The following is a 25,300-nucleotide window of genomic DNA, read 5'->3' as shown; positions in this document are numbered from 1 at the left end:
GTAATTCATGAAACCAACAGACGGCTACTGGGCGCACCGATACATCGGTCGCCTATGGATAGCAGGCGCGCGAGGCCCCGAGTCATTTGACTGCTGGGGCCTTTTTTTATGGGTGCAGAGAAGTCACTTCAGACGTGAGCTTCCGCTCATCTCTGTGGATGCGCTGGATTTGCGGGTTGTGCTCAGGACATTCAACGAGCACCCTGAGCGAAAACGATGGCAGCGCGTTCCAACGCCAAAACATGGGGATGCCGTTCTGATGCGTCAGTCCAGATATCCGGTGCATGTCGGTGTTTGGCTAGACATCGATGGTGGTGGCGTGCTGCATTGCGCGCAAGGCGTGGGTGTGGTGTTCCAGGACTTGTGGGCGCTTGACCGTCATGGTTGGCGTGTCGAGGGGTTTTATGCGTTTCGAGGTGAACCATGTCAAGCAGCAATGACGGTGTCGTAGTTTGGCTTCGAAACCCATTCGATCCCCATGAGCGTGATGTCCATCACGTTCAGGGCAATCCAACCATCAGCCAATGGATGAACCAAGAGCAGATCGTTTTTGAGCAACCAACGCTGGTGCTCAAGAACGGTAAGCCTGTGCTGATGGCTGAACGCTGCGTGACCCTCATTGAGGCTGGAGATGTCATCGCACTGGTGTCGCTCCCGCAAGGCGGTGGAGGCGGGGGTAAGAACCCGTTGCAAACGGTTCTGATGATTGCCGTATTGGTCGTGGCCAACGCCTATGGCGCTGAGCTGGCCGCATCGTTCGGATATTCAGGCGCAGTAGCGACTTCGGTGGCATCAACCGCAATTGCTGTGACAGGTTCCATCATCGTGAATGCCTTGGTGCCGTTACCCAATCAGAGCCTGCCCAATGCCACAGCCAGCTCATCTTCACCAAGTCCAACTTACTCACTGCAGGCGCGTGGCAACTATGGGCGACTGTCTCAGCCGATTCCTGTTGTGTATGGGCAGCATCTGATTTATCCAGATTTGGCAGCGATGCCCTATACGGAGTACGTCGACAACGAGGAGTACCTACACCAGCTTCATGTGATCGGCATTGGACACTTCCAGTTTGAAGAGCTGTCGATTGATGACAGTCCCATTTCTTCGTTCGAAGAAGTGCAAGCCCAAGTCATTGAGCCGGGTGGTCAAAACACCTTGTTCAACAACGATGTGGTGACAGCGGCTGAGGTGACGGGGCAGGAATTGATTGCTGTCGCTGATACGGGCGGCAGCATCATTGGCCCCTTTGCGCTCAACCCTGCGGGGACCCAAGTTAATCAGATTGGCATTGACGTTGTGATGATGCGTGGCTTGTACTACGCGACTGATGGTGGAACGCTGGATAGTCGAACCGTTCAATGGCGGGTTGAGGCAAGAGCCATCAATGACGATGGGGATGCCACTTCCGGATGGCTTCACCTTGCAGATGAGTCTTACTCGGCGGCCACCAACACAGCTCAGCGCAGAACTTATAAATACGGAGTGGGCGCCGGGCGCTACGAGGTGCGTGTTCAAAGGCTAGACACCAAAGACGCCAGTACTCGTGCTGGGCATGAGCTTCGCTGGGGACAGGCCAAGGGCTACCTGGTCAATCCAACTTTGCCGCCTGATTTGACCTTGCTGGCTTTACGCATGCGTGCGACGGACAACTTGTCGCAACGGTCATCTCGTTTGGTGAACTGCTTGGTCACACGAAAGCTCCCTGTTTGGTCAAAAACCACAGGATGGAGTTCACCTCAAGCTACTCGCTCGATTGCTTGGGCATTTGCAGATGCAGCGCGCTCGAGCTACGGGGCAGGGTTGCCTGATGCAAAGATTGACTTGAATGCACTCGGTCGACTCGACGGCGTGTGGTCTGCGCGTGGTGATACGTTCAATGGCGTGTTTGACCAGAACCTAACGGTTTGGGACGCCATGGGGCAGATTGCCAGAGCTGGACGTGCAGTTCCGTTCCTGCAAGGCGGCATTGTGCGCATTGTTCGAGATGAACCCAAGACCATCCCTGTGGCCTTGTTCTCCACCCGAAACATCGTGCGCAGCAGTTTGAAGATTCAGTACGTGATGCCAGGTGATGCGACAGCGGATGCGGTTACGGTGGAGTACTTCAATCCCAAGAGCTGGAAGCCTGATGAGGTGACAGTAGCCCTTGCGGGTTCGGCCCTGTCAAAGCCTGCCCGCCTGAAGCTCTTTGGTTGTACCGACAAGTTCCAAGCGATGCGCGAGGGGAAGTACATCGCAGCGGCGAATCGGTACCGCAGACGGATCATCACTTTTAGGACAGAGCTTGAAGGGCTGATCCCGGCCTACGGGGATTTGGTGGCCATCAGCCATGACATGCCCAACTGGGGCGTGAGTGGTGAGGCCTTGTCTTGGGATGGTGCATCAAAGGTGTTGGTTTGTTCTGAACGGTTGCCTTGGCAGACAGGGGCGAATCACTACATCGCCTTGAGGCGCGTGGATGGTTCCGTCACTGACCCGATTGGTGTGATGCGTGGAGCGACTGAGCGACATGCAGTGCTGCAGCAAGCGCCGAGCATTGCAATCCAAACGGGTGGCGGTGAGGAGCGAACGCATTTTGCATTTGGGGTAGGGCAGACCTGGGCCCAGATGGCGCGCGTGATGAGCGTCAAGCCTCGAGCTGACTTGGTGGAGGTGACCTGCGTGGCAGAAAGCGCGGCAGTCCATACCGCTGATCAAACATAAACAAACGATTTGTTCACAACCCGCCTTGATGCGATTCAGGCGGGTATTTTTTTGGGAGTTTTCAAATGCCAGAACCAACGAGCAGCGGAGTGGCAGGAGCCGCCGCTGCATACAAAGCCTTTGGCGGAACGGCTGCTGCCGCAGCCAGTGGAGCGACGCTTGCCGCAGTCGTTGTCATGCTCATGACGCCACCTCGCGATAAGCGCGAATGGACGGTCGGATTGATCAGTACTGTGGTTTCCAGCATTGGAGGCGGTGCAACCACGATCGAGTATTTCCAGCTTCACCACTGGGCGTTCTCAACAGTGGGCCTGTGCGCCATGGGCGGTTTGATCTTTGCATGCGGCTTGCCCGGATGGGCCATGGTCCGTTGGCTTTTTACTTTCATTGAGCAGCGGCGAGATGCATCCATCGACCAGGTTGCCAAAGACGTGAGGGAGATGCTGTGAAACCACAAGACTTCATTGCTCTCATTGGGCCTGCCGCGCGGGCTTGTCACAAGTCCTCGGGTGTACCGGCCAGCATCACCGTGAGTCAGGCTGCACTGGAATCTGGCTGGGGTGAATCAGGGCTGACCAAGACGGCCAATAACCTGTTCGGGATCAAGGCAGACAGTTTGTGGCGTGGTGAGGCCGTGACGCTTGACACCAAGGAGTTCATCCGAGGGCAGTGGGTCGTCGTGCCCGCCAAGTGGCGCAAGTACCCGACGTGGCAAGCTAGTGTCGATGACCATGCTGCATTCTTGAAGCGTAACCCTCGCTACAAAGACTGCTTCCTGTGTGTCTCGGCGCAGACCTTTGCGCGCGCGCTCCTCAATGCAGGCTACGCCACGGACCCTGACTATGCCGACAAGCTCATTAGTTTGATTGGTACCTACAGCCTGGCTTCACTGGACGGGGAGTGCGTATGAGCTGGATTCGTGTGTTACTCGAATTGAACAAGTCCTTGTTTCTCAATGGGCTGTTGCTTCTCATGGCGTTTTTACTAGGCCTGCAGATGGGGCAATCCCGTCTGCAGCGCCGGTGGGATGCTGAGAAACAAACCCTGCAAATCGCACAAGCAAAACAAGAGCAACACGCTGCCGATGTGGCTCAAGTTCAAAACCAAATATCTAAGGAGATCTCTGATGACTATCGCAAGAAGTCTAGTATGTTGTCTAGTCGTGCTGTTGTATCTGGGCGGGTGCTCAACAGGACCGAAATCAGCTCAAGTGATTTGTCCGCAGTTTCCAGTAATGCCGCAGGAGTTGCTTCAACCGGCTCCCACTTTGTACTTACTCCCGAAGGAGTTTCGGCAATAGTGAGCTGTGAACAGCTCAGCAGTGATTCAGCGCAGACTACGCTTATGTTGCTGGAAATCCAGCGTTGGTATCGAAGGCAAGTGGTTCTTGACCGCTAAAAGTTAAACATGAGCCTGGCGCGCAGGCTCATGGAACGGGGATTGAGTTCTGTGATGAAAACCTTAGACGTCACTTCAATCCACTAAACCAACACAACAAACAACAATGTCCAAGTTCGTAGGAATTGAGCTTTTATTGTTGGGCTCATCTAATGAGCTTTTGGTCTGATATTCTTATGGCATGAAGTATTACGAAAGAGTTAATTCAGTGACTGGCCTTCATGCCTGATTCGGGGCTGGGCGTTTTTGGAAGGTTGCGGTCGAAAAGAGCGAACCTGAGTCGAAGTAATGTCACTTTTAAGGCTGTTGAAGCCTCCTCTATAGAATTGCTCAATAAGCAAAGTCAATGCCAAAGCCATGAGCACAATTACCCTCACAAAAGCCCTTGGCGTACTTGCCAAATCCTCCCCATTTTCAGTAACGACAGTTTCTACCCGTAAAAAGGACGAACTCGATGACATGAAAGCTTGGCTGTTTGTTCAGCAAGACATCGAGACGGATCTGAGGAAGCTTCTCGCCTCGCTTGAAGGGCAAAAAATTGTCTTTCTGTGTGGAAGCAGTGGCGATGGGAAGTCTGAAATTTTGACGAGATGCTTTAGCGAATATCAGCAAAAGTTTGACTTTCATCTAGATGCAACCCATAGCTTTGCGCCTCATCAATCAGCTATTCAGGCCCTTGATGAGAAGTTTGATGACCACAAGCGAGGTTCTAAGCCTCTAGTTCTGGGAATCAACATCGGGATGCTTGCAAACTACTCCAATGAGGGGGATGCGCGTCACCAAGAGATAAAAGAATCCATTGATCGTTTCCTAAGCGGTCAGTTAAACAAAAACCTGCGTCCTATTCCTGACGGAAACGTCTACTACCTTGACTTTGAACAATACGCGAGATTCAACTTCCAAAAAGAAGGTGGTTCTTACTCAGCCTTTGCTCGCACGCTTTTGAAAAAGCTAACTAGTGCCGATCTAGCAAATCCTTTTTTTCTTGTCGCAAAGAAAGATGCTGAGATGCGTCGGGGTGATCAAAGAGTAGTCGCAAATTACAAATTGCTATCACTTGAAAGTGTTCAAGAGCTCATCATCACTCAACTGTTCAAAGCGAGATTGATCAAAGATCAATTCATTACAACTCGGGCGCTATTGGACTTAATTCATCATCTTTTAGTTGGGCCTGGATATCTCTTTGACAACTTGTTCATCGGAGATGACAACGAACTTGTCGCTCGTCTAACTGAATTTGATCCCGTCAAAATTCACACAAGAGAGCTTGATCAGTTTGTTTTGAAATACGAGCTTTCACTGCCTGACGAAAGATTGAATGCATTCCTAGATGCAATGGCTTACGAGGGCATGTTTGTAGACAGGAGCAACATTAAACAAGGAAGTGCGGCTTCATTGATTCGTTTCTTTAGTTTGATGAGAAATGAAGAATTTAGCAACAATTTCCATCACGATTTCAAATCTATTTTTGAAGAAGAACTCTTGGAAAGTTACGCACAAGTTTGGCGACTTCATAACGAGTTTGACAACAGCGCAGACAAGAAGAAAGAGCTTCGTAAGTTTTATTCACTTGATCTCATCCATGGAATTCAAAGATATGCAAACAGGAATGCCCCTGAGTTGCTAAATGTTCAAGGCGAGCTCTTTCTTAGTTCGTTTGGCAAAGTCAAGTTGACGGCCCCTGTTGAACTGAAGCCCGATTACGAAGCAATTCATAAAAAAGCACACATCACCAGCTCACATTTCATGGCATATCTAAAAGTGGGCGATCAATCTATAAAACCAATTGCAATTAATTTGAATTTATTTGAACTTCTCCAAAAATTAAAAGATGGATATCGACCCAACAAGTACGACAAGAATGCAATTGTGTTGCTTGATGAAATTGTTGAGCAAGTGACTGATATGGCGAAATCAAGTATGACCTTGAAGTTCTATGACGGCGATGTGCGTTACACCGCAAGACAAGATGACGGAATGATCGTCGTTAGCGAGGGGGCGTAAATGTTTCCGATTTCAAGTGAGCTCAAAGTCCGCAATAACCTGTTGGATAGTTACTTTCCTTTGCGTAACAAAGGTAACGAATTTGACTGGGACAAGGTCACAGGCCTTGTCTTGAGTCATGCGTTCAAAAGTCAAGTAAGTAGGTATGAGTTTGAAGCGTTCCGTGAGGACTGCAAACGTCGCTTACTCTCGTCCCTCGAATCTCCTGAATTTTGGGATGTGCTCGATCGCATTTACTTTGAGAATCAAGATATTTTCAAATTTTCTCCGCTGTTTCTTTTATTCAATGCTCAGTTCGCAAACATGGGAAAAAGCAAGTTGGGCCCTGCGAATTGGAGATTGGGAACACTATTTACGAGCTTGTTGGCAAAGTTTTCAATTCCAACGCCACCTCAAGATAGATTGAACTTTATCGAGCAAGAGATGCTTGATGTTCTCAAGGAGAAGATTGAGCCTCTGACTCAGAATCCATTCGGTGAAGAGCAGCCTTATTTACCTTATCTTGCTGAAGCATTTCAGAGAGACATGCATTTCCTTGCGGCTCATCCAAACTATTTACTTCAAGAGTTTGGTAATACATTGAAGCTTTATGCGTTCTCGTATTGTTCTCAGTTGGCATTGAATGTCAGAACTTGGCGTGATGGTGAACCCAAAAGCAAGCCTCTCTATTTCATTTTGGACACAGAGAAGGCAAGTCTTGAGCGTTACAAGATTCAGCATGATGGGTACAAAAAATTTGCAGCAATGAGCGTGTTTCTCTTTCCTGTCTTGTCTGCGCTTGAGGTGTTGCAGGTTGGAGATAAGAAAAGACCACTGTGGCAAATCTATTCTGATGTTGAAAACTCAGCAGAAAAGGATGATGTTTTCGTTAAATTGAAAAAATACGTTGAAGACTTCACTGCAGACCGTCGACTAAAAGCCCGGACGAGCCCTGAAACTATTGAGCAAGTCTTTAGACAAATGGAAGAAGTCGCTATCGAGCAGTTTGAAGACTCCAAAACTGAAAGAGCGAGTGTTAACAAGAAGTATGTCAAAGAGCTCGAAGACAAAATCTGTACTGACTTCATCCAGTCTAGGGGGCGATCAGGTCGCGTACTTGTACTTAACCAAGACTATTTGCTCCTGATGACTAATTTGGCCATAGGTGTAAGACCAAAACTAAGGTTGCATGAGTTGCTTATTGAATTTGAGCAGCGAGGTTTTTATGTGGATAACCAAACGAAGCAAGCCTTGGTCGCGTTTTACGAACGCATGGGGAATGTTGAGCGTATGAGTGATAGCGGAGATGCGGTTTATGTCCTCAAAACAGTTTGAAAAATTTCTTGCCAATTGTTTGATCAAATGGGCCAGTGAGGCTATACAGCCAGGTTTTCGCTATCAGTTCAAGTCTCCTGATGTCGATAACTCAAGCCTTCTTTACGAGGCTTTCCTCCAGCATTCGGGGGGGGAGACTATTACCTACCGTGAGCATCAGCATCCATATGTTGAATGCAATGGGACAAAGCTGATTCCTGTGCTTCATCATGAAGATGGAAATGGGTTTACTGAAAATTACATCTCTCACTTGCGTGATCAAATTGCCAGCCGAAATGATGCTTTTTCATCGGCGGCCTTGTTCATTATTCACAACAGCATGTTGGATACGCTGATTAATAGCGCCATGGACGTTGCGACAAGAGATGCAATTTGGCACCCCGCAACATTCTCAGAAAAACTTAAAGCATTAATTCCACCTGGTAGTGGAACTGCTTCACTTTTTAAGTGCCTTCTTGATGATCAGCTTGACATCATTGTGGAAGAAGGTGCCACAGTTTTTGGCTTCAAACCACTGTTCCACTCGCTAGAGAGCGGGCAACTAAATTTCGCCGAATTGAGTCTGTTTAAAGATCCAATTCTCTTAACGCTTGGTGGGCAGCCCAATCAAGTGCGTAATCGAATTGATGCAAATAGACAGCTTCGCCGTCATATCGAAGAGCAGGTAGAGCATTACGGTGACATTCTTGAAACTGTACTGCCCAAGTTCAGTCCAAAGTTTATTCAAGAACATTTCTACGACAGAAAAGACTGGCAAAGTCTTCCCTTTGAAGATTACCTTAGTGCACAAGAGAGTAACAAAGCACAAGGTCTTCAATTTGATCGAATTGATATCTCAACTGGCAGCTCATTTACTCGTGCTAAGAGTGGCACGAAGGCTGGCCAGAAAGAGCAGAGCGTTCTCATTCAAGTGCCTCCTGGCGAAGTATTGGCTAATTTAGAGTTTGTCTTTCAAGGAAATGACCTTCAAGACAATCAAGTCGTTCTGCGCCACAACAAATTTCTTCAGCAAACCCTGACTCCTTCAGTTAGTCGCATGGGAGGTAAAAACTCTAGGGTTCGACTAGCGGTCCCATTTTCTGGGAGCCCAACGTTTTTTAGTGTTGAGCTTAAAAGGGAGAACACATCTGAAGAGTACAAATTTAGATGCTTGCTCGTCCACCAAGACACCTTCCACTTGGAAGAGGCAAAAAATTGCTTCAGAGTTGAGCCTGCAAAAGAGCAGGTGACTCTTCAGGTTGAGGAAAATTACTTCCGTATAGCAAGCCTAGGCGACCTCGAGTTTAAGTTGCAAGAGGATCGAAGTGAAATTGATTGCTCTAAGTTTGCGCTTGTTGATTTTGAAGAGCAGGCGACTAAAAATGAACTGATTCAGTTCATCATTCTTTCTGGTCAGCATCGATTAAAAATAAACATCGAAGGGCCAAGCGCTCAGGAAACTATTAGCGTTCCACTGCTCTTTGAAAAAGAGCGAGTCATCAAATTATTTAATGATGAAGCGAATGCCGAGTATTCGAGGAGCAAGCATCGAATTGTTTTTGAAAATGCAGAGCACACTGTTATTGGAGTTCGCCAACAGTTGTTGGACTATGAGGCCGACTTGGTTGCCAAAGGTCTGCTGGCTGTTAATGATAGTGATAAGGATCTTGGACTTGAATCGCTTCTGGCAACTCATCCTGATGTGTATCAGTCTTACAAGGCTTTGTTTGATTACTACACCAAGTACAAAACGCTTCCTAGTCTAGTAGCTTGGGGGCCGGAGTATCGTGGGCTTGTCGGTGACGTGTTGAATGCTTATGAAGATGTGATTAATGCGATTGAGATCGATCGCGTACTGACGACTGAGCAAAAAATGTTGATGCGAATTGGATTGCATCGACGTGATGGAAAAGAGCGTCTTATGCCTATCCATCCGCTCGTCCTCTCTTATCACTTGGATTTAGTGTCATCAATTGAAAAAGAGAAAAAATCTTCAGATAGTTTCTCCTTTTCAGAACTGCCAGACGTTACGCTTAATAGATTAGTTGCGTCTGGATTGATGCCATTTGTGCCACACGCGGTACACGGTTATGCTTATTTGTCACCCGTACGTGACAACAGGTTCTGGCTCGACATCATTCCTCAAAAAGATGTAAGCCATAGTTTTGTTCGTCGCTTGGTGAAGGACAAACTTTCAGAGTTCATTTATGCTTATTCGCGAATCTTTTCTGCTGGCAACACGGGGCCGCTGATCATCAATGCCATTCACCAAGGGCAAGCAGAAGAATTGTTCCTTGGGGTGATTGATCACTTCAAAAAGCATAAAGAGAAGTCAATTCCAATACATGTGAATCTTTATGACGATAGATTGCAGCAGAACGACTTCGACAAGTTTGCTGAATCAGGAAAACTTAGCGAGCTGAAAGTTTGGCTAGAACTGAATTCGAGTGACTACCGAGCTGAGTCTGACCTTTTGATCGATTTGATTCGCGGTCGACTCACTTACAGTAAATTTGAAACGCCTCATCAAGGTCAAAGCCTGAAGTATGCCCATCTGGCGTTTTTTAGAAATAATGCGCCCGTTGAGTGCATTAACGTAAAAATACGTGAGTCATTGAGTGGCGTTTTATGCAATGGTTTGATATCAGGTGAGGCGGCTGAAACTCAGGGCGACTCTTACTTCACATCATTCGGATTGAGAAAGGTAGATGTTGAGGCTAATCAACCGCTTAGATTAGCGCAATCAATAGGATCTCTGTGGGGACCGTCTATTCTTCCAAACGCTCAGTACCATGGGTTAGGAATTGGATTGGCTGTTAGCTCTGATTTCAAAGAGCTTTTAACTAGGTCCTATGACAGTGCCCTCTGGACAACAATCATCGATCCAAAAGTTACTTTGGATTTCTTCACGGCTCAAAAAGATGTTGTGTTGATCCATTACTCTGACCAGTACACAAGCAGTTCTGGATATGACGCAATTACAGTGACTAAGCAGGTCGATCTGTTTGAACATCTACTAAACAAAGATAGTCGTGTCACAACTGAGAGACTACTTTCTGAGTTCAATGCCTTCAATGGTGAATGGCTGTTGAAAATGTTGACAGCTCAGGCTACTGAACGTAAAGAGAAGCACGGAATCATTGGCGCTTACAAGTTTGTCAGTGCAATGCTTCGTGACTCTGATATCAGTTGGGTTCCTTTATCTGTAGCGGAGATGATTCGCGTATCGGGCAACATCGGTTTGAAAATGAGCGATAGCGAGTTTTCCCGTGCAGTTCATGGCTACAGAAAGGGGGCAATTTCTGATGATGTACTTTTTGTAGGATTTAAAGACGATAGACTGTATTTGCTTCCCTTAGAGGTGAAAACTGGTTCGCGACCTGACTTTGGCTATGCTGGACAGCAAGCGCTTGAGTTAGGCCGTTATCTGAAGGAAGAGGTACTCGGTCCAGACACGCTTGCCTCACGCCTCTATCGATCACTATTTATTCGTCAAGTCCTGATGCAGGTCGAAAAATTCAAGCTATATCAGGTCTTGGATGAAACACGACTTCATCAATTGCTTGATAGACGAGAGTGGTGGCAACAAGGTGACTATCAGTTGGGTTCTGTGTCCGATTTTGCAGAGGGAATCGTTCTGGCGCATATTGAATCCAGTACGTTTTTCTCTCCAGTCTACGAACGTAAAGAAAGCTTGATTCAGATCCAGCTGCCATACGGCTTGCTACCCGACCTGATCAGTGCAGATTCAGGCGAGGCACTTTCCAACCTTGTTAAAACTTGTAATGTTCCTGAGGACTTGTTGCTTGGAAAGTTGCAGGCTAAGCAACCTGTTGCAAAAGCTGAATCAAGTGAACCTCCTGCTGTAGAGGTGCGCACTGAACAGCCTATTAAAGAGTCTCAAAATCCAGTAGTTCCTGTAGTTGAAGCTTTGAGTAAGCCTGTTATCCAAGCTTTGGAAGAGGCGGGCCCACTTCAGGTCCTTATTGGACATGATTCAGCCAGAAATCAACCGCTGTATTGGGAGCCAACTAATACAGCAAAGTTCATGAATACCAATACTGGAATTATTGGGACCATGGGAACTGGTAAGACCCAATTCACAAAGTCATTGGTAACTCAGTTGATGCGGAATAAGGCTTCAAATGTGAATGGAGCTCCGATTGGATTGTTGATTTTTGATTACAAGTCAGACTACGTAGATGACGCTTTTTGTAGTGCAACGAAGGCTAACCGTTTAAAGCTTCATCGACTTCCATACAACCCATTGAGCTTGTATGGCGACATGCCAATGTTGCCATTGCACATCGCCACAGGTTTTACCGAAACGATGGCTAAAGCATTTGGCCTTGGTCAGAAGCAACAACTTCGCTTGAGAAAACTGATTCTTGATGCATACGAGGGCGCGGGTATTGTTCAAGCAGACAGTTCCACATGGAAGCTTCCTGCTCCAACGCTGGCTACAGTTTGGGATTTATTTCTTAAGCAAGATAAGGTTGAAGAAGACTCTTTGTATGCGGCACTGGACAGCTTGGTGTCATATCAAATTTTCGAACCGAACGCACAGCAGGTTAAATCGCTTTACGACATGCTCGACGACGTAACGGTGATCGAATTAGCGGGGTACTCACCGCAGATTCAAAATTTAGTAGTTGCTCTAACTCTTGATCTGTTCTATTCCCAGATGCAAAAAAGAGGAAAGCCCACTGTTAAAGGTGATTTCCGTCAGATAACTAAAATGATATTGGTTGATGAAGCCGATAACTTCATGAAAGAAGACTTTCAGAGTCTGAGGAAAATCTTGAAAGAAGGGCGTGAGTATGGTGTTGGGGTGATTCTTTCAACTCAAGATATAACGCACTTTAAGACCGGAGAAAATAACTACGCTTCTTACATCCTGACGTGGGTTGTTCACCGTGTTGCCGAAATTAAAAACGCCGACATTAAGGCGATTTTCAACAAGGATGACAAGGCTGAGCAAGAAGGCTTGATGGAAACAATCCGCCGACTTGATAAGCACTACAGTCTTTACATCGACGGTGATAAGCATGTTCGCAAAATGCGCGACAAGGCGTTTTGGGAGCTCTAATAGAAGAGCCCCCGCTTCTTCTAGGCTGCAAGCCTAATTAGATCTTCAACTTTAAGCAGCTTTGGATTCCCTGACATGTAGGAAATGCCGCGATGCAAATGCAACCGGAAATATCGTGTCAGGGACTCTTTGCTAAGAGAAATTCCTGCATTGTGTGCTCTCAGCTTGATTAGGGCTAGATAGATTTCCTCATCTCCTCCGGTGAAAGTTTTCCAGGTCATTTCAATTGAACTGTCTGATGGAATATCTTCATTTGGAGGCTCTGAATTCTCATTCAACGAAATACATAGCGCCCAACGGCACAAAGTATTCCAGTTCTGAATGCCAGTTCTTCGTTTGAGCGTGATTAGTTGAATTTTCCCTTTTTCAGAAACGCGGACGGTATCAATCATGCAGCCTCCTTCGAGTATTCGAAATAGCCCTTAACAATTTCTGAAGACTGTTTTTTGTCATCGTATTCAATTAAGTACTGATGTGAGGTGTGTTTCTTCAGTGACCGGTGATATGAACCGACGATCTCTTCGTCTGTAGATAGCAAGATGACTTGTTCTCCAGCGTAAGGGAAGTAGTTTTGTACAAATGATTTGCGATGGCTGCTGTCTAGTCGGCCAAGAGGTGTGTCAATTACGGTTGGTAACTTCCGACCGGAGGCTTGTGCAAGTGCCCACAGGACTGCAACGGCCAGTAGTTGTCGTTCTCCTGCCGATAATTTTGAGGCGGGAACCGCGCCTTCGCCTACGATTTTTATCGTCAACATGAAGGTGTCTGGGCAGATTGAAATTGAGCTAACAAACGATTTTTTTCTCAGCAAAATTTCAAAGCCTTCACGGATCAGTTTTTCCAAATTCGCAATGTGTTTGTTCCTAATCTTTTCCTCAAAATTGGCTAGTACTTCACGACCACGAACAAGTTGTTCGTGCATTTTGATCAGCTGTTTTTCATCGGCTTCATTTTTTCGAACTTCGTCTGAGGCAGTATTGAATTGCTTGGTTGATGATTCAAGGTCTCGTTTAACGCGTTCAATCTGGTCTTGCAACCCATCTCGCTTTGTTTCATGAGATCTGATGTCATCTTCTGTGGATTTAATTTCAATGAAGAGAGGTTCAAGCTTGACAGCATCTGGGACTGCAAGAAGTTGACGATCAATTTGATCGAGTTCGGTTTGAAATTTTCCCAACTCAAGCAACTGCTTTAAGGCGATTGAGCGATTGTGAGTACCTTCAGTTCTAGCTCTAAAAATACTTTCTTTAGAAAAGTTGATTTCAGGCCTAGAGTCATCATCCTTTTGGATTTCCATCAAAGTTGAATGAATCTTTCTTAGAAATTCAACTTGTGATTCAGTAAATTCCGAGCGCCCAGAAAGTTCACCAATAACGCTAGAGCTAAATGATGAAAGCGCGTCTTGAACAACTTCTTTTTGATCGAGAGTGAGGCCATTTCTAGCTAGTGCCTCTAATTGTTTGACCATCCCCTCAAGTAAAGTAAGAGGTAGGTTCGAAGATGCAAGTTCTGTTAGCTCTGAGCGTTTGCTTGCAACAAGGGAAAGTAGCTCGCTTTGACGTTGAACTAACAAGTCTCGTTGCTCGTAAAGATCGCCGCCCTGTTGTTTTAATTGCGCTCTGAGTGTTTCTAGATGTGATTGCAAATCTCCTAGTCTGGCTAGGATTTCAGACATCTCATGATCTAAGTTCTGCTGCTGATCGGTAAGAACCGAGACTTTTTCGTTCAAGCGGAGAATTTTTTCTTTATGTTCCTCACTTACGCCCTCAACCTTCAGTCTTCGATCAAGGGTTTGTAGTGTTTTGGAAAGATCTGTGACAAGGTCTAAGCCAAGTAATGAATTCAGTCCGGTTCGAATTAGTTCGCTGCAACGTGCAGGTTGAGCCAAGGACTCAATTCGCTCACCGTCGAAGAAGAATAGATCAGAAAGTTGGCTGGGGAAAAATGTTTCGGAGAGCTCCGGCCAGCGCTCAGAAAGCTCTAAGTCAAGCTCTCCATTTTTGAATACTTGAACAGTATCGGCTGATGCTCCATGAGTCTTCAAAGACCACGTTCTCACAACTTCAAACTGCTGTTGTCGTCCCCTTCGCTTCGTAATAAACGAAACGCTTACTGATGCTGAGTCTTGCAAGTTTCGACGATTCACCGAGTTTGTAAGGAAGTCTAGGTATGCAGATTTGTTTTTGCTTAGAAATTTTGCAAATTTTCCAAACAATGCAAACTGAATTCCTTCAAGTAGAGTCGTCTTTCCAGAGCCGTTCAACGCTCCAATCAAGATGATTGGGCGGTCTGGTTTTGGGGTGATATCGATTTCATGTCGTCCGGCATAAATGCCGAAGTTGTGAAGTGTTAGTTTTGTCAGAATCATTTAACGATCTCGTCTGCGGGGTCAATTTCTGTTAAGCCACTCAACTCATCTTCAGAAGAAATTTCTGAGTAGGTATAAATTTGGTCTGTGTGACTCAACTTAAATTCAAGTGCTTCCTCTGCATTTATGAATGCGTGCTGTTTTAAGGTTTTCTCTAGTGATTCGAAAATTCCGTGCCTCCGATAGGCCCCACGATAGTTTTGTTCTGTGTGAAGCATCTCTCGCAACATTTGGTAGTGAATGCCATCAGGGTCATCTTCGCTAGATGCAAGTTCTTTCAAGATGTCTAAGTCATCTTTAGAAAAAAGTGGTTTTTCATCAGAGTCAGTAGCTGGGTATTTCTTTCCTGTCGCGAGTTTGAAAATCCGAGGAAGGCTATCCTCAATTTCATGTTTTTCGTCAACCCAAATTCGCCGAATCTCTTCAAGTTCTTCAAGTGAGATTAGTTCGAAATTTTCCAAACCATGCGGAGCATCTTTTCTGATTTGACTCTGTGCTTTCAAAAGTTCTAGCAACAGCTCTTCTCGATAAGACTGTTTGTATGGCCCATGGATCAGGCCAGGACCTTCTTTCTTTTGGTAAACCGTTAAAGTCCGGTCCATTCTTCTGAAGTCGCGATTTACGAAATCATCTGATGTACTCAACTTGTTCTCACGCAGTTGTGCTAGCGGGATCATCCACTTCTTGTCTTCATCGTTTTGAATCATCGCCATCATCGATTTGTCTTTATCGACCATCGTGCAGACAAAGCATCCAAAACGACTATCTCCACAGCTTGGGGTTGTGCTGTCAACAACTAATGGGCACTCTGCATCTGGGGTGGCACCTTTATAGAGATGGAACAACTCGATATTGCTGTGATCCCAAGCGTTTTCATTCTCAATCAAGTATTCCCAAACGTCATCGCTGCTCCAATCGGCGATAGGGGGGAAGATCCAAACCCTATCTAATCGAGGATCTGAGTTCCTACTCAGTAGCTCACGTGTGCTTCCTTCGTGTCGCTCCATAACCTTTTTACGTGCTTGGCTTTCTCCAGACCGCGTGCCGAGGAAAAGAATAGCTTCGCCGCGTTCGGTAGCTACATTGCGAACAAAGTCAGTAGATGCATTTATCTTTAAGCGGCTAGTACACCATCTAAATTTTGGACGAGGTGCAGGGTAGCCTTTTCCTATCAAGTTAACCCAGAATCTATCCTCTAGTTTTGGTACCAAGCGTCGTGCTTCTATGTTCATCTTGCCTTTTTGTGAGGCAACATTAATCTTTGATAGCGATAGTTGTACCCATCGAGCGACTACTGGATTCTCAACAAGTGTGTCTGTTGAAATCACATAGATTTTTTTTGTGCGCTCTTCTACCGGTATGGATTCAACTGCCCGCCAAACAAGCTGCAATACTGTTGTGGAGTCTTTGCCTCCGCTATAGCCAACGATCCAGGGCAATTCGTCAGCACGATATAACTCGGCAATATTTTTTGTTGCTGAAGTAATTTTTAGGGCAAGGTTAGAAGCCATCTTTTAATCTCTCATTGCTTTTCTTGATTTGTTGAAGGAGGCATCGGCTTTTCGTTCATCGGGTGAAAGTTCAATGCCGATGGTTTTCTTGATAAATGCGGATGCCAAAATTACGCTGTTAGTTGCTTTGTTCAGCCTGCCTCCGAGCATTACGCGCCCCTCCCAGTCTTTTGCATTGGCTCTAGACCAGTTGATTTTTTTCAAATTTGTTAGCGCCGTATAGTCACTTTTCTCGCCGGAGTTAAGTGCTGCGCCAACCCTCCCAAACGCTTGTAGCAAGACACCATGGGAGTGCACAAAATCGCGTCGAATTTCTCCAGCAGTCATCTTTGACTTACGAACAAGTTGCCATTCGGGGATGTGCTTTGCCAATTCATCCCAAAACTTGATTGCTTCGTCAGCTGCATCCTCTTGTGTCTTGTACTCCTTTGGACCAAGAAAGTCTGAAGTTGCAGAGCAGAGTGCGCTGAGCGTAAACAGTTTTCTTGAGCGTTCAGACAGGGTGCTTCGCTCGAGTTCAACCATGCCGCTAAAGGCTTCGGACTTGAGAGCTACAAGTTTTCCGACTTTGGCCAAATCGTTTCTCTGATCGTATAGAAGCCCGAGAGATTTGGATGGGCGAATTGCGTGTCGATTCAAGTCAGCAAACATTTGCTGGCTTCGTGATAAGCCTTGGTCGACAAAGAACACTACGGCAATAGTTTCATCACTAAGTGATTGATCTTCTTTGATGGCTTGTTCAATTGCAGCGCGCCGGTGTTGGCCATCATTAATGATGAATTGATTCTTCATGTCTACGTGAAGAATGCCCATTCGATCGTCGCTGGCTTTGTTGCCTATTGGCGTGAACCTGACATCGCCATTGATGGAGGCTGTGATGGCAGAAAAAACGTAGTCATGTTTGTTCTCAAGGATGTATCGTGACATCTCTGGAATTCGACTTCTGTTTAGAGTTCGCTGAGCCCTTAATTCCGGTGTTAACTCTTCGTCGTCAAACAGGAAAATTCGAGGAATGAGGCGAAGAGGGCACATTGAGATGTAGTACTCTCGGCCTGCTTGTACACCTCTGATTGATGGAAATGTGTACTCAAAGTTTGACATACGTTTGCATATTCTGTGTCCTTGTTTGTTATTTTACATACAAACAACGGCATATCAAGTCTATTAAACGTACAAACTTACGGTTATTTGGGCATGAGTTCGCAGATGTTGTTGTTGTTGGTCAAAGTTCTTGGAGTTAAGCGCCCGGAGGCTGATGCAAGCATCAGCGTTACTTGCTTTGCGGGTGTTTTGCTGTAACTGACGTGTAGTGGTTTGTTTCGCCCATATAGATAAATGCGATCAAAGTTCGTGTTCTCAACTATCCATTGGGCTACTTCGGCCATGTCTTCGTCATCAACGATAAAGTCGACGGCGGCACCAAGACGTTCACATATTGGTTTGCCAACACGATTTAGCTCGTGTCCAGCATGTTGATCAAGCTTTGGTGCAATGCGTTCAGTAATTTTGCTAGCTAGCATTGCGGAGCAAAAAGCGTAGGTCAGGCGAATTCCTCCGAAGTAATCAATCAACGGGTCAATCACGTTCCTCGCTAAGTCGTTGTAGGCGTTATAAGTCTCTGGTTTGAGTGGGAGGTTGGCAATTCCCAGGCGTGTTTGAGTAGAGCCGCATTGGATAAAGTTTCTATATGTGAAATTCAGACCGCAAAGTTGATCTAGTTCTGGAATGCTGTTACTGGGGATGAGCTCAAAGTTCTTGATAAGCAATCGTTGCATGTTCAATGCTGATTCAAGAGATTTAAGACTTGGAAAGGCAGCTTCGTCTACTGTTGCGATAAGTGCTTCGAGCTGATTTTCAAACTGTTCTTGAGATGCGTAGTCATGCATGTCTTCATGCAGATACCTACTTTTGAAGTAAAGAGGAGGGGATGGATATTTTTCTGACCCGTATTCATACAAGTCATAGTCAAGTTTCCTCAAATTGACCTTTACTCTTTTCAGTAAAAGAGGAATTGGTGAAACATCAAAATCTTGATACTGAAGTAAGGTTAGCTTTCCTGATTCAATGTGAATTTTGACTAGATCAATGTCGCTAATGTTGTCCCAGAGCAATAGTCCGCAGCTGACGTAGACACGAAGGATTGCTGGAAGTCTTGGGACTAAAGAAACATGAAGTTGAAGGGAGTGTTCATCTTCAAGCCATCCAATTCCATTAGATTCAGCTGCTTTGCAAGCTTTGAGAATTTCTTCTGTGTCGGCAGATTCTTTTAGAAGCGAGAAACCTGCGGCTTGCGCTGATTTGTAATCTCCAAAAAAATACTTTACATCGCGTTGCAGGCGTGGCTCGAGTTGCTTGTACGGCGCGCGTTTGGAGAATTTTTGAAGTGCGAAAAATAATCTAATCTCGTCAGAGCGTGTAACAGCGGCAGCTTCTAATAGAGAAAAATCATAGTGAATTCGAAGGAGGCGCTTTGCTCTACTAAAGGTTCTGCATTGATTTTGAAGCTCTTCTAACGAGTTAACTTCTTCTACATCGGGAATGCGTCCCAAATCAAGAGATTGCTCCCAAAGTTGATCTAGAGCTGGCTTGACTTGCTGAAACTCTCGTTCGAGTTTGGTAAGTCTTGGCGGTTTATCTTGAAATTGAAAGCGTTTGCGAACTCTAAGCATAGGCTGTCTTGCATAGATGAGTCGCTTTGCGACATCACGCCGTCTTAGCCGTTGAAAAACAAACTTTTGCTCAGCGTCTTCGGTCGCAAAGACAAGGGCTATGCCGGGCCCGACCATGAACGCTTCACGAGAAAGAATCTGTTCGATGTAATTCTTAAATTCGTCCTGAGTAAAATATTTTTGGAAAGTATTGCGATTGGTGATGTACCCATCGCGGTATAGCTTTCCTGTGCGTTCTGCACTGTGAAGCATTACTGAAACTGCTAAAACCCCCCTTGTTAGAGTGAATGCTTTATGAATTGCATCTACTCTCTCCGCTGGATCTTCAATGACGTTGACAACGAAACCAAGGTTTACAACATCAGCATTTTCGATTGAATTATCTGGGGCGTAATGTGGATCCCAGCCCGTGCATTTAATCCCAATTTCATTCAACCCAGCAATGTCATCGCCACGCCCACATCCGTAGTCAAATGCCACAGTTTCCATGTTCAATAGTCCTAGGCGGATCAATAGTTGAATTGGTGCTGAAAGATTCGTCCTGTTAAGTGCGGTTAAGTGTCTCTGTATTCCGATTTCAGAATTGAACTTTGTTAGGTCAGCTGTATCTACATCATCGTTGCCTAATGGCAGAAAGTTGCCTGCTTCGAGTTTGAAACCTTTTTCAAAAATTAATTTTGTCCAGTTTTCTTTGAAGCCAATGATATTGGGCGTATCAAAAAGACCAATTGATTCGGCCTGCGCAGTTAGTTGTGACCACTTTTCAAATGAACTATGCAAATGGCCAACTAGTAGCTCTTTCCTGTGGAGTATTGGTGGATTGAACGACTTAGAGAAGTCTCGGTACGTGATGACCTTTCGTTCATGAGAGTAAGACCACGACTCTTGCAATGTGGGAAATAGATCTTGATCAAAATCTAAGTAGTGAAGTAGTGAGACTCTCTGTTTTTTTTCGTTCACTTTAATGACATTGAACCTCAGCGTTTGATCATCAGTGGCTAGTGCAAGTGTGTTCTCTAATAACTCATGAAAGGTAGGGGATTCAATTAGATGAACAGCATCGCGGTGCACATAAATTTCATCTAGGATCCGTTTTCCAATTTTCTGCGTTCCGGCTGATTGGTTCATGAGTTCAAGATCCTGAGGCTAATTTTGCATTTGGATGAACTAGTCCGCTGGTGTGTGACCTGCTCCCACTAGCCGTACCACTGATTTAGAAGTTAGTCCGAGGGGCCAAGGTTATTCCAAAACTTGATGGTTTGTATTTGCAGCAGCATTTGAATTAATCCGATGCTGCTGCGCGAATTGAGCCGGTGGTATCCGACCCAAGCTGCTGTGTGGCCTGACTTCGTTGTAGTCCCTGCGCCATTCAGCGATGCACGTTCTGGCTTGCTGCAAGGTCTCAAACCATTGCTCGTTCAAGCACTCGTCACGAAACTTCCCATTGAAGCTCTCGATGTAGCCGTTTTGCATGAGGCGTCCTGGTTGAATCAAGATATGTCTCACGCCATGTGCTGTGGCCCAAGCCATGAAGGCTCGGCTCGTGAACTCAGGACCGTTAGGCGATACCAACGATCGAGGACTACTCAAGCTCATCTAAATCTTCCGAGTGCAGCTGTAGCCAGCTTGAAGGTGGACGCCAGATTTTCTGAGCGCCAGTTGATGAAATTTCAATTTCACAGCTGAGACTTGGATCAGAGCATCCGTTTTCTTCGAAGTAACTAGAAATATGTTTGAGCGTATCAATCAAAAAATCTTCTGAGCGGCTAAATTCTTCCGAACCCACTTCGTTTCGGCGCATAACACTCAGCGCGTAGTAGGTGTCTGAAATTCTGCGACGCAACCAATTTTGCGAGGAGTCCCAAACCATTTCCATGGTGTTCAAATAAAAAGCAAATGAGCGTGCCAATTCGGCAACATTTACAAAATTAGACGCTTGGTCTTCTTTCGCCATTTGAATGATCTTGCGCTCGGCCCACTCAGTCAGATACTCAATGTCTTCAAGCTCTGGGAATTGACGGCTCATAGGCTAAATCTTCTTCAAAAAGTTCGGTTGTTATCTGGGTAGAAGATGATTAGTTTATTACTGATCAATTGACATACATGCCACCGGGTGAGGAGTGCCGTCCTTGCATAGCTTCAGCCATGAATTCAACCATCTCAGAGATCTGCATCTCGCTTGCATTGATGGCGACCAATGACTGAAATTCTTCCGTTTCGTTGGAAATGAGTAATGCCCCGTGACTGGATGAGCTCAGATAGCAACTCGCTACCTGTTCTAACGCATAGGTGAAGTGCTCGCATTGATCACGAGTTAGCTTTTCAATTATTTCTGACATACGAGCCTTCATGGCTTCTTTGTCGAACATGATCTCAGTTGGTTGTGAGGACACAGCCTTTCCTTTCAATTAACTAATGGAAGTGCAAAGCGCCACTTCAACAACTCTAGCGACCACGAGCTTTCATCGCGCTCGAATTCCTCGTCGAATTTCTCTTCGAACCAATCTTCTGCCAGTTGATATGCCTCATTGATCTGGTCGTAGTCCAGACGAGTGTTGACTTCGACGAGGTCATACCTAGCTGTTTCGTTGCCCAGAGCTACGGAAATGAAGAGCCACTTGTAGGCTTGATAGAGCTCACCTGCATCAATTGCAGATTCAAGATAGAGGAGTCCAAGGCGGTGTTGTGCCTTGGTGTATCCCAAATTCGCATCTGTCTGATGCCACTGAATCTCTTCCGGCACAGACTGAAAGAGAGGAGAAAGGGTGATGCTCTCGCCTCGCATATCAGCCGCCAGTCATCAGCTTCTTAAAGCGGGACAGTAGTGAGCGTTTTTCAGCGGCTGAAGTTTGCCCCCAGGATGATTTCGTAATACCTGGGAATGCATTCACAAACTTGGCTTCAATCTCTTGAATGGTGGCGGCATCAATGCTGGCAACTTGAGCATTGATTATTCGCTGAGAGTGCCTTGTCAGAGAGACGATCCCTGGGACCTCATTTGCAAGCCATCTGATGAGGCAGGCCCAATGTAGTTCAATCTTGTCTTTGCCCTCGGCGATATCGCACAGGACTTTCCAGACAAAGCCGTCAGACACCGACTCAGTAAGTTCCCAGGTGATGTCGCTGAACATTGTGGTGATGAGGCACATATCGTTGAACTTCTCGAGGAGCTGCTCAGGTGTGAAGCTGTCATCATCAAAAGCAGGTTTCGAATTTGAGGAGTCTGGTTGCTTTCGCAAAAAGGCAGGAATTTCATAGTCATCCATGCCACCAGAAGCCAATGCATCTACATTTGAAGCAGCAGCAGTGCGATTAGTCCTAAATACAGCAGGCGATGCACTAGCTGAGAACGCGACACCATCGGTTCCTGTCCGAAGAACTCTGCATGCTGAAATTGAGTACATAACCCGTGGTTGCTGGACCGTTCCTAATCCCCCCCAACCAGCTGCACTCATTTTCTTAATTTTTTGTAACTTTGGTAAACCTAGGGACTTGTCTTCTTCCTCGCGAACGTGGATAAGAATCAGGTTGGTGTACTTGCTTGCCAGTTGATATTTCAATGCCAGTTCTTCAGCGGCCTTTTCGTCACTCATGCTGGAGATCTCTGCACCTGCAACCATCCGAGGTAAGGCACCAGTCGTATGCCAGTCGATTGAAGTAGCAGCATCTTGGCTTGGTACGCCTTCAACTGTCCACTTCAACGTAGGCGTTGCTGTGGGTTTATCTTTGACCCGCGCATGCACGTGAATTGTTTCGTCCGAAAAGACTTGCTTTGGTAGCTTGGATTGCCATAAGACTTCGCCCCCCCATTCGATGGCAATCGAGCTGGTACGAGCTGAACGAATGCGTTGAGTCATACGTAACACGGCTTCCGCAATGCTCTCAGATGGGGTAACCAGCTCGCATGCGCCACCAGTTTGCTCTGCCAGATCCTTGAGCAAGCTTTCGGCTGGCGCACTGCCTACCCCAATCGCGAAAATTCGGTGATTGCTGATCTTTGCTTGCTTCACGACCTCTTCGATTTCCCAAACATCACCGTCTGTGATGAGAAGAATATCGCAGCCCTCTCTGTAGGCTTTTGCGAAGCTGATCTTGAATGTGGACGAGAGTGCTTGATTCAGCTCGGTGCCGCCTAAGTCAGCCGCTGTTTCATGAACAGCCTTGGCAAGCACGTTCTTGATGTAGCGAGGCGTGCATTTTTCGAGTTGATTGGATGTGTGCACCACGGTTGATCCAAACTTACTGTACGAAACCATGTCGCGTTCAGATAGCCTGAGGATCAATTCGTGCATAGCCTCTTGAGCTTGTTCAATGCTGTCGCCTTGCATCGAGCCGGAGCAATCCACAAGGATCTTGAGTCCAAAAGGAGAGGGCTCCTTTTCTTGGAGCTTGGGGCAAAAGCTGGCGACCACGGCAAAGGCTCCGTCATCTTCACTTGCGGAGACGTATGACTCGCCTTTGACATCCTCAATGGTCACAATGAAATCTCGATCCATCATTCCGCCTTTGGCCAACCGCAAACGGGTGCCACCCTCAATTTGCTCTGTGTCTACGCTATGGCTAGGGCAGGCAATGGAGCCATGAGCCATTTGCCCAAGGATGTCGAGTGTTGCCGTGAACGGATACTCGGCCAACAGATCGGTGTCTACCGTTTGATGGGGGGCAATATGTCCATCGGCAATTGAATCACCGTAGCGTTCACCAATCACTGTCGGCACTGTGATGCGCACGCGGCCCTTTTCGAATCGCAAAAGTTGGGCGTACTCAATGGTGATCACCGCCTCTTCGCCAGGCTTGAGGTTGCCCAGGTTAGCTGTGTATAGGCCAAGAGGAGACTTCTCCAGCATGACAGGGGTGTCACCGCTGTCTATCGCCTCTTCGTATTTCTTTTCCGCCTTCTTCTTGGCAAGAGCCACGGCCTGCATTCGCTTGCCATTGAGCTCCACACTGAAGCCCATCAGGTTTGCGCCCCATCCTGCTGGAAAGGTATAGCAGGCTTCGATCGTTTCCTCTGAATCATTCAGGTAACGCTGCTTCACAAGCATGGTGAGCAATAGACCTTCCAGCTTGCCCTCAAGGTGAACCGATTTGAGGGAAACGCTTTGGCCATATTCGTTTTCGAGACCTGACTTTGTTTTCATTGAACGCTCCAGCTTGGTGTTGTTAGTTGAGGGGAGATGTAGATTCCGCGTCCCTCGTTTCGCGGTTGGAAAGGGGCAGTACTTGTTCAATCATTAAGGGCCGCAAGTACCACCGACAGACAGGATTCACATCTACAAGGCATCACCTGTCTGCCCATCACGCTAGGCCCACCAATCAGCTTTCGCCATCGTCTTTTTTCATCACTCTTTTTGTTGCTGCCATCACTTCTTTGAGCAGCATTCGAATTTGTTCTGGACTCATACCTGCCTCCTCAGCAGAAATCTGTATCTCAACCCCGGGCATGACATAGAGGTGCGTTTTCACTTCTATCGAGCCTGGTTTCCTAGTGCTGGTTGGGGGGGCTTCAGCTTCCCCATCCATCACTTGCCGAATCCGTTCCAGCGGAACCTTGGCTTCAGTCAGTTTCTTTACCCGCAGGAGTTGATCCAGATGGGTATCAACGTAATGAGCGGCCTTGGTTTCGCCGATCGGTCTGTCCACCAATCCAAGTTGGATGTAGTAGCGGATCGTCCTCTTCGGGATGTCCGTCAACTGGCTCAACTCGTCAGCGGTAAATGTCTTGGTATTCATGTTCAGAAGGGGTGTTTTGAATTATTGTAACAGTTCTTAGTGTCACAATAAACTGTCGCAATAAATCAGATCACTTTTACCCAGAACCATCACCCAAACCAGAGGAGCAGACTGAATAAGGGTCAATGTAGATAGGGCTGGGCTCAAGGCGTGAGCCTGGCTAGCGGAAGAATTTGGGACGTCCGGGACGGGATCAATTCCCGCTCAAAAAAGTCGGAAATTCACACCGTAGGTGTGGCTAGCCGAAGCAGATCAGAAGTTGACGACCAAGCCGGAAACGTGGTCTTCTGAAAAAACGAAATCAACGACGAAAGGAACAATATGACCACAACAACGATCAACGGCCTCATCAAACTGGCAAAAGACGAGTGCGCACGAGTGGCTAAGCTAAAGGATGTGCGATACAGCCCCACCATGAAAACGGCAATTGGATCTGTTTTGGAAATGGTGATCACGAAATCTGGCAACGACCCAAAGGTGATGGAACTCGCTGTGAAGGTGCGCGAAGTTCTGAAATGAAAAAAAGCCAACA

General features: G+C 46.5%; 18 protein-coding genes and 2 pseudogenes. 9 read left to right on the top strand and 11 right to left on the bottom strand.

The genetic code is table 11. The features are described 5' to 3' along the window. The first annotated feature begins 7 nt into the window (after positions 1–7). From B9Z41_RS10045 to dptH, 8 genes are all read left to right on the top strand, one after another. Positions 8–451, top strand: coding sequence for an NlpC/P60 family protein (locus tag B9Z41_RS10045; RefSeq protein WP_100146940.1), 444 nt, complete (start codon positions 8–10; stop codon positions 449–451). Further along, positions 424–2,703: a host specificity factor TipJ family phage tail protein gene (locus B9Z41_RS10040; RefSeq protein ID WP_100146939.1), complete on the top strand. Its 2,280-nt coding sequence runs from the start codon at positions 424–426 to the stop codon at positions 2,701–2,703. Before B9Z41_RS10045 ends, B9Z41_RS10040 begins: the two co-directional genes overlap by 28 nt. Before the next feature lie 65 nt (positions 2,704–2,768). After that, entirely contained in the window at positions 2,769–3,152 is a 384-nt protein-coding gene (locus B9Z41_RS10035) for a hypothetical protein (RefSeq protein WP_199172974.1), read from the top strand. Further along, complete coding sequence (locus tag B9Z41_RS10030) at positions 3,149–3,613, top strand: glycoside hydrolase family 73 protein (protein WP_100146938.1); 465 nt, start codon at positions 3,149–3,151, stop codon at positions 3,611–3,613. The genes B9Z41_RS10035 and B9Z41_RS10030 overlap by 4 nt, the downstream gene beginning before the upstream one ends. Further along, positions 3,610–4,101, top strand: a complete 492-nt coding sequence (locus tag B9Z41_RS10025; RefSeq protein WP_100146937.1) for a hypothetical protein — start codon at positions 3,610–3,612, stop codon at positions 4,099–4,101. The genes B9Z41_RS10030 and B9Z41_RS10025 overlap by 4 nt, the downstream gene beginning before the upstream one ends. Before the next feature lie 357 nt (positions 4,102–4,458). Beyond that, positions 4,459–6,105 (top strand): DNA phosphorothioation-dependent restriction protein DptF, encoded by a 1,647-nt coding sequence (dptF, locus tag B9Z41_RS10020; protein ID WP_100146936.1) that lies wholly within the window; start codon positions 4,459–4,461, stop codon positions 6,103–6,105. Continuing rightward, positions 6,106–7,419, top strand: coding sequence for a DNA phosphorothioation-dependent restriction protein DptG (gene dptG / locus B9Z41_RS10015; RefSeq protein WP_100146935.1), 1,314 nt, complete (start codon positions 6,106–6,108; stop codon positions 7,417–7,419). Then, positions 7,400–12,487 (top strand): DNA phosphorothioation-dependent restriction protein DptH, encoded by a 5,088-nt coding sequence (gene dptH, locus B9Z41_RS10010; RefSeq protein WP_100147082.1) that lies wholly within the window; start codon positions 7,400–7,402, stop codon positions 12,485–12,487. The genes dptG and dptH overlap by 20 nt, the downstream gene beginning before the upstream one ends. Before the next feature lie 20 nt (positions 12,488–12,507). On the opposite strand, the gene dndE is transcribed toward dptH, so the two are convergent. The 11 genes and pseudogenes from dndE to B9Z41_RS09955 form a co-directional block, all read right to left on the bottom strand. Beyond that, a complete protein-coding gene (dndE, locus tag B9Z41_RS10005) occupies positions 12,508–12,879 on the bottom strand; it encodes a DNA sulfur modification protein DndE (RefSeq protein ID WP_100146934.1) in 372 nt (123 codons plus the stop codon). After that, the gene (dndD, locus tag B9Z41_RS10000) at positions 12,876–14,855 is read right to left on the bottom strand and encodes a DNA sulfur modification protein DndD (RefSeq protein ID WP_100146933.1); all 1,980 of its coding nucleotides are present in this window, start codon (positions 14,853–14,855) and stop codon (positions 12,876–12,878) included. The genes dndE and dndD overlap by 4 nt, the downstream gene beginning before the upstream one ends. Next, positions 14,852–16,366, bottom strand: coding sequence for a DNA phosphorothioation system sulfurtransferase DndC (dndC, locus tag B9Z41_RS09995; protein ID WP_100146932.1), 1,515 nt, complete (start codon positions 16,364–16,366; stop codon positions 14,852–14,854). Before dndC ends, dndD begins: the two co-directional genes overlap by 4 nt. 3 nt (positions 16,367–16,369) lie before the next feature. Further along, the gene (dndB, locus tag B9Z41_RS09990) at positions 16,370–17,467 is read right to left on the bottom strand and encodes a DNA sulfur modification protein DndB (RefSeq protein ID WP_100146931.1); all 1,098 of its coding nucleotides are present in this window, start codon (positions 17,465–17,467) and stop codon (positions 16,370–16,372) included. Positions 17,468–17,550: 83 nt separating this feature from the next. Then, positions 17,551–20,163: a DNA phosphorothioation-associated putative methyltransferase gene (locus B9Z41_RS09985; protein WP_100146930.1), complete on the bottom strand. Its 2,613-nt coding sequence runs from the start codon at positions 20,161–20,163 to the stop codon at positions 17,551–17,553. A 111-nt stretch (positions 20,164–20,274) separates the two neighbouring features. Then, positions 20,275–20,616 (bottom strand): annotated as a pseudogene (locus tag B9Z41_RS09980) (integrase core domain-containing protein); the annotation flags it as partial. 1 nt (position 20,617) lies between these two features. Beyond that, the gene (locus B9Z41_RS09975) at positions 20,618–21,061 is read right to left on the bottom strand and encodes a hypothetical protein (RefSeq protein ID WP_100146929.1); all 444 of its coding nucleotides are present in this window, start codon (positions 21,059–21,061) and stop codon (positions 20,618–20,620) included. Positions 21,062–21,125: 64 nt separating this feature from the next. Then, positions 21,126–21,404: a hypothetical protein gene (locus B9Z41_RS09970; RefSeq protein WP_143474182.1), complete on the bottom strand. Its 279-nt coding sequence runs from the start codon at positions 21,402–21,404 to the stop codon at positions 21,126–21,128. 35 nt (positions 21,405–21,439) lie between these two features. Continuing rightward, positions 21,440–21,820 (bottom strand): sel1 repeat family protein, encoded by a 381-nt coding sequence (locus B9Z41_RS09965; RefSeq protein WP_100146927.1) that lies wholly within the window; start codon positions 21,818–21,820, stop codon positions 21,440–21,442. Between the two features lie 1,129 nt (positions 21,821–22,949). After that, a pseudogene (locus B9Z41_RS17220) lies at positions 22,950–24,176 on the bottom strand (VIT domain-containing protein); the annotation flags it as partial. Positions 24,177–24,351: 175 nt separating this feature from the next. Next, the gene (locus tag B9Z41_RS09955; protein WP_100146925.1) at positions 24,352–24,768 is read right to left on the bottom strand and encodes a helix-turn-helix domain-containing protein; all 417 of its coding nucleotides are present in this window, start codon (positions 24,766–24,768) and stop codon (positions 24,352–24,354) included. Positions 24,769–25,089: 321 nt separating this feature from the next. Between B9Z41_RS09955 and B9Z41_RS09950 the strand changes: the two genes are divergently transcribed. Beyond that, positions 25,090–25,287: a hypothetical protein gene (locus tag B9Z41_RS09950; protein ID WP_100146924.1), complete on the top strand. Its 198-nt coding sequence runs from the start codon at positions 25,090–25,092 to the stop codon at positions 25,285–25,287. Positions 25,288–25,300 lie beyond the last annotated feature (13 nt).

The sequence above is a fragment of the Limnohabitans sp. JirII-31 genome (assembly GCF_002778315.1).
Classification (GTDB): Bacteria; Pseudomonadota; Gammaproteobacteria; order Burkholderiales; family Burkholderiaceae_C; genus Limnohabitans.
Note: the sequence above shows the minus strand (reverse complement) of the source record. Positions and strands in the feature narration are given on the sequence as shown.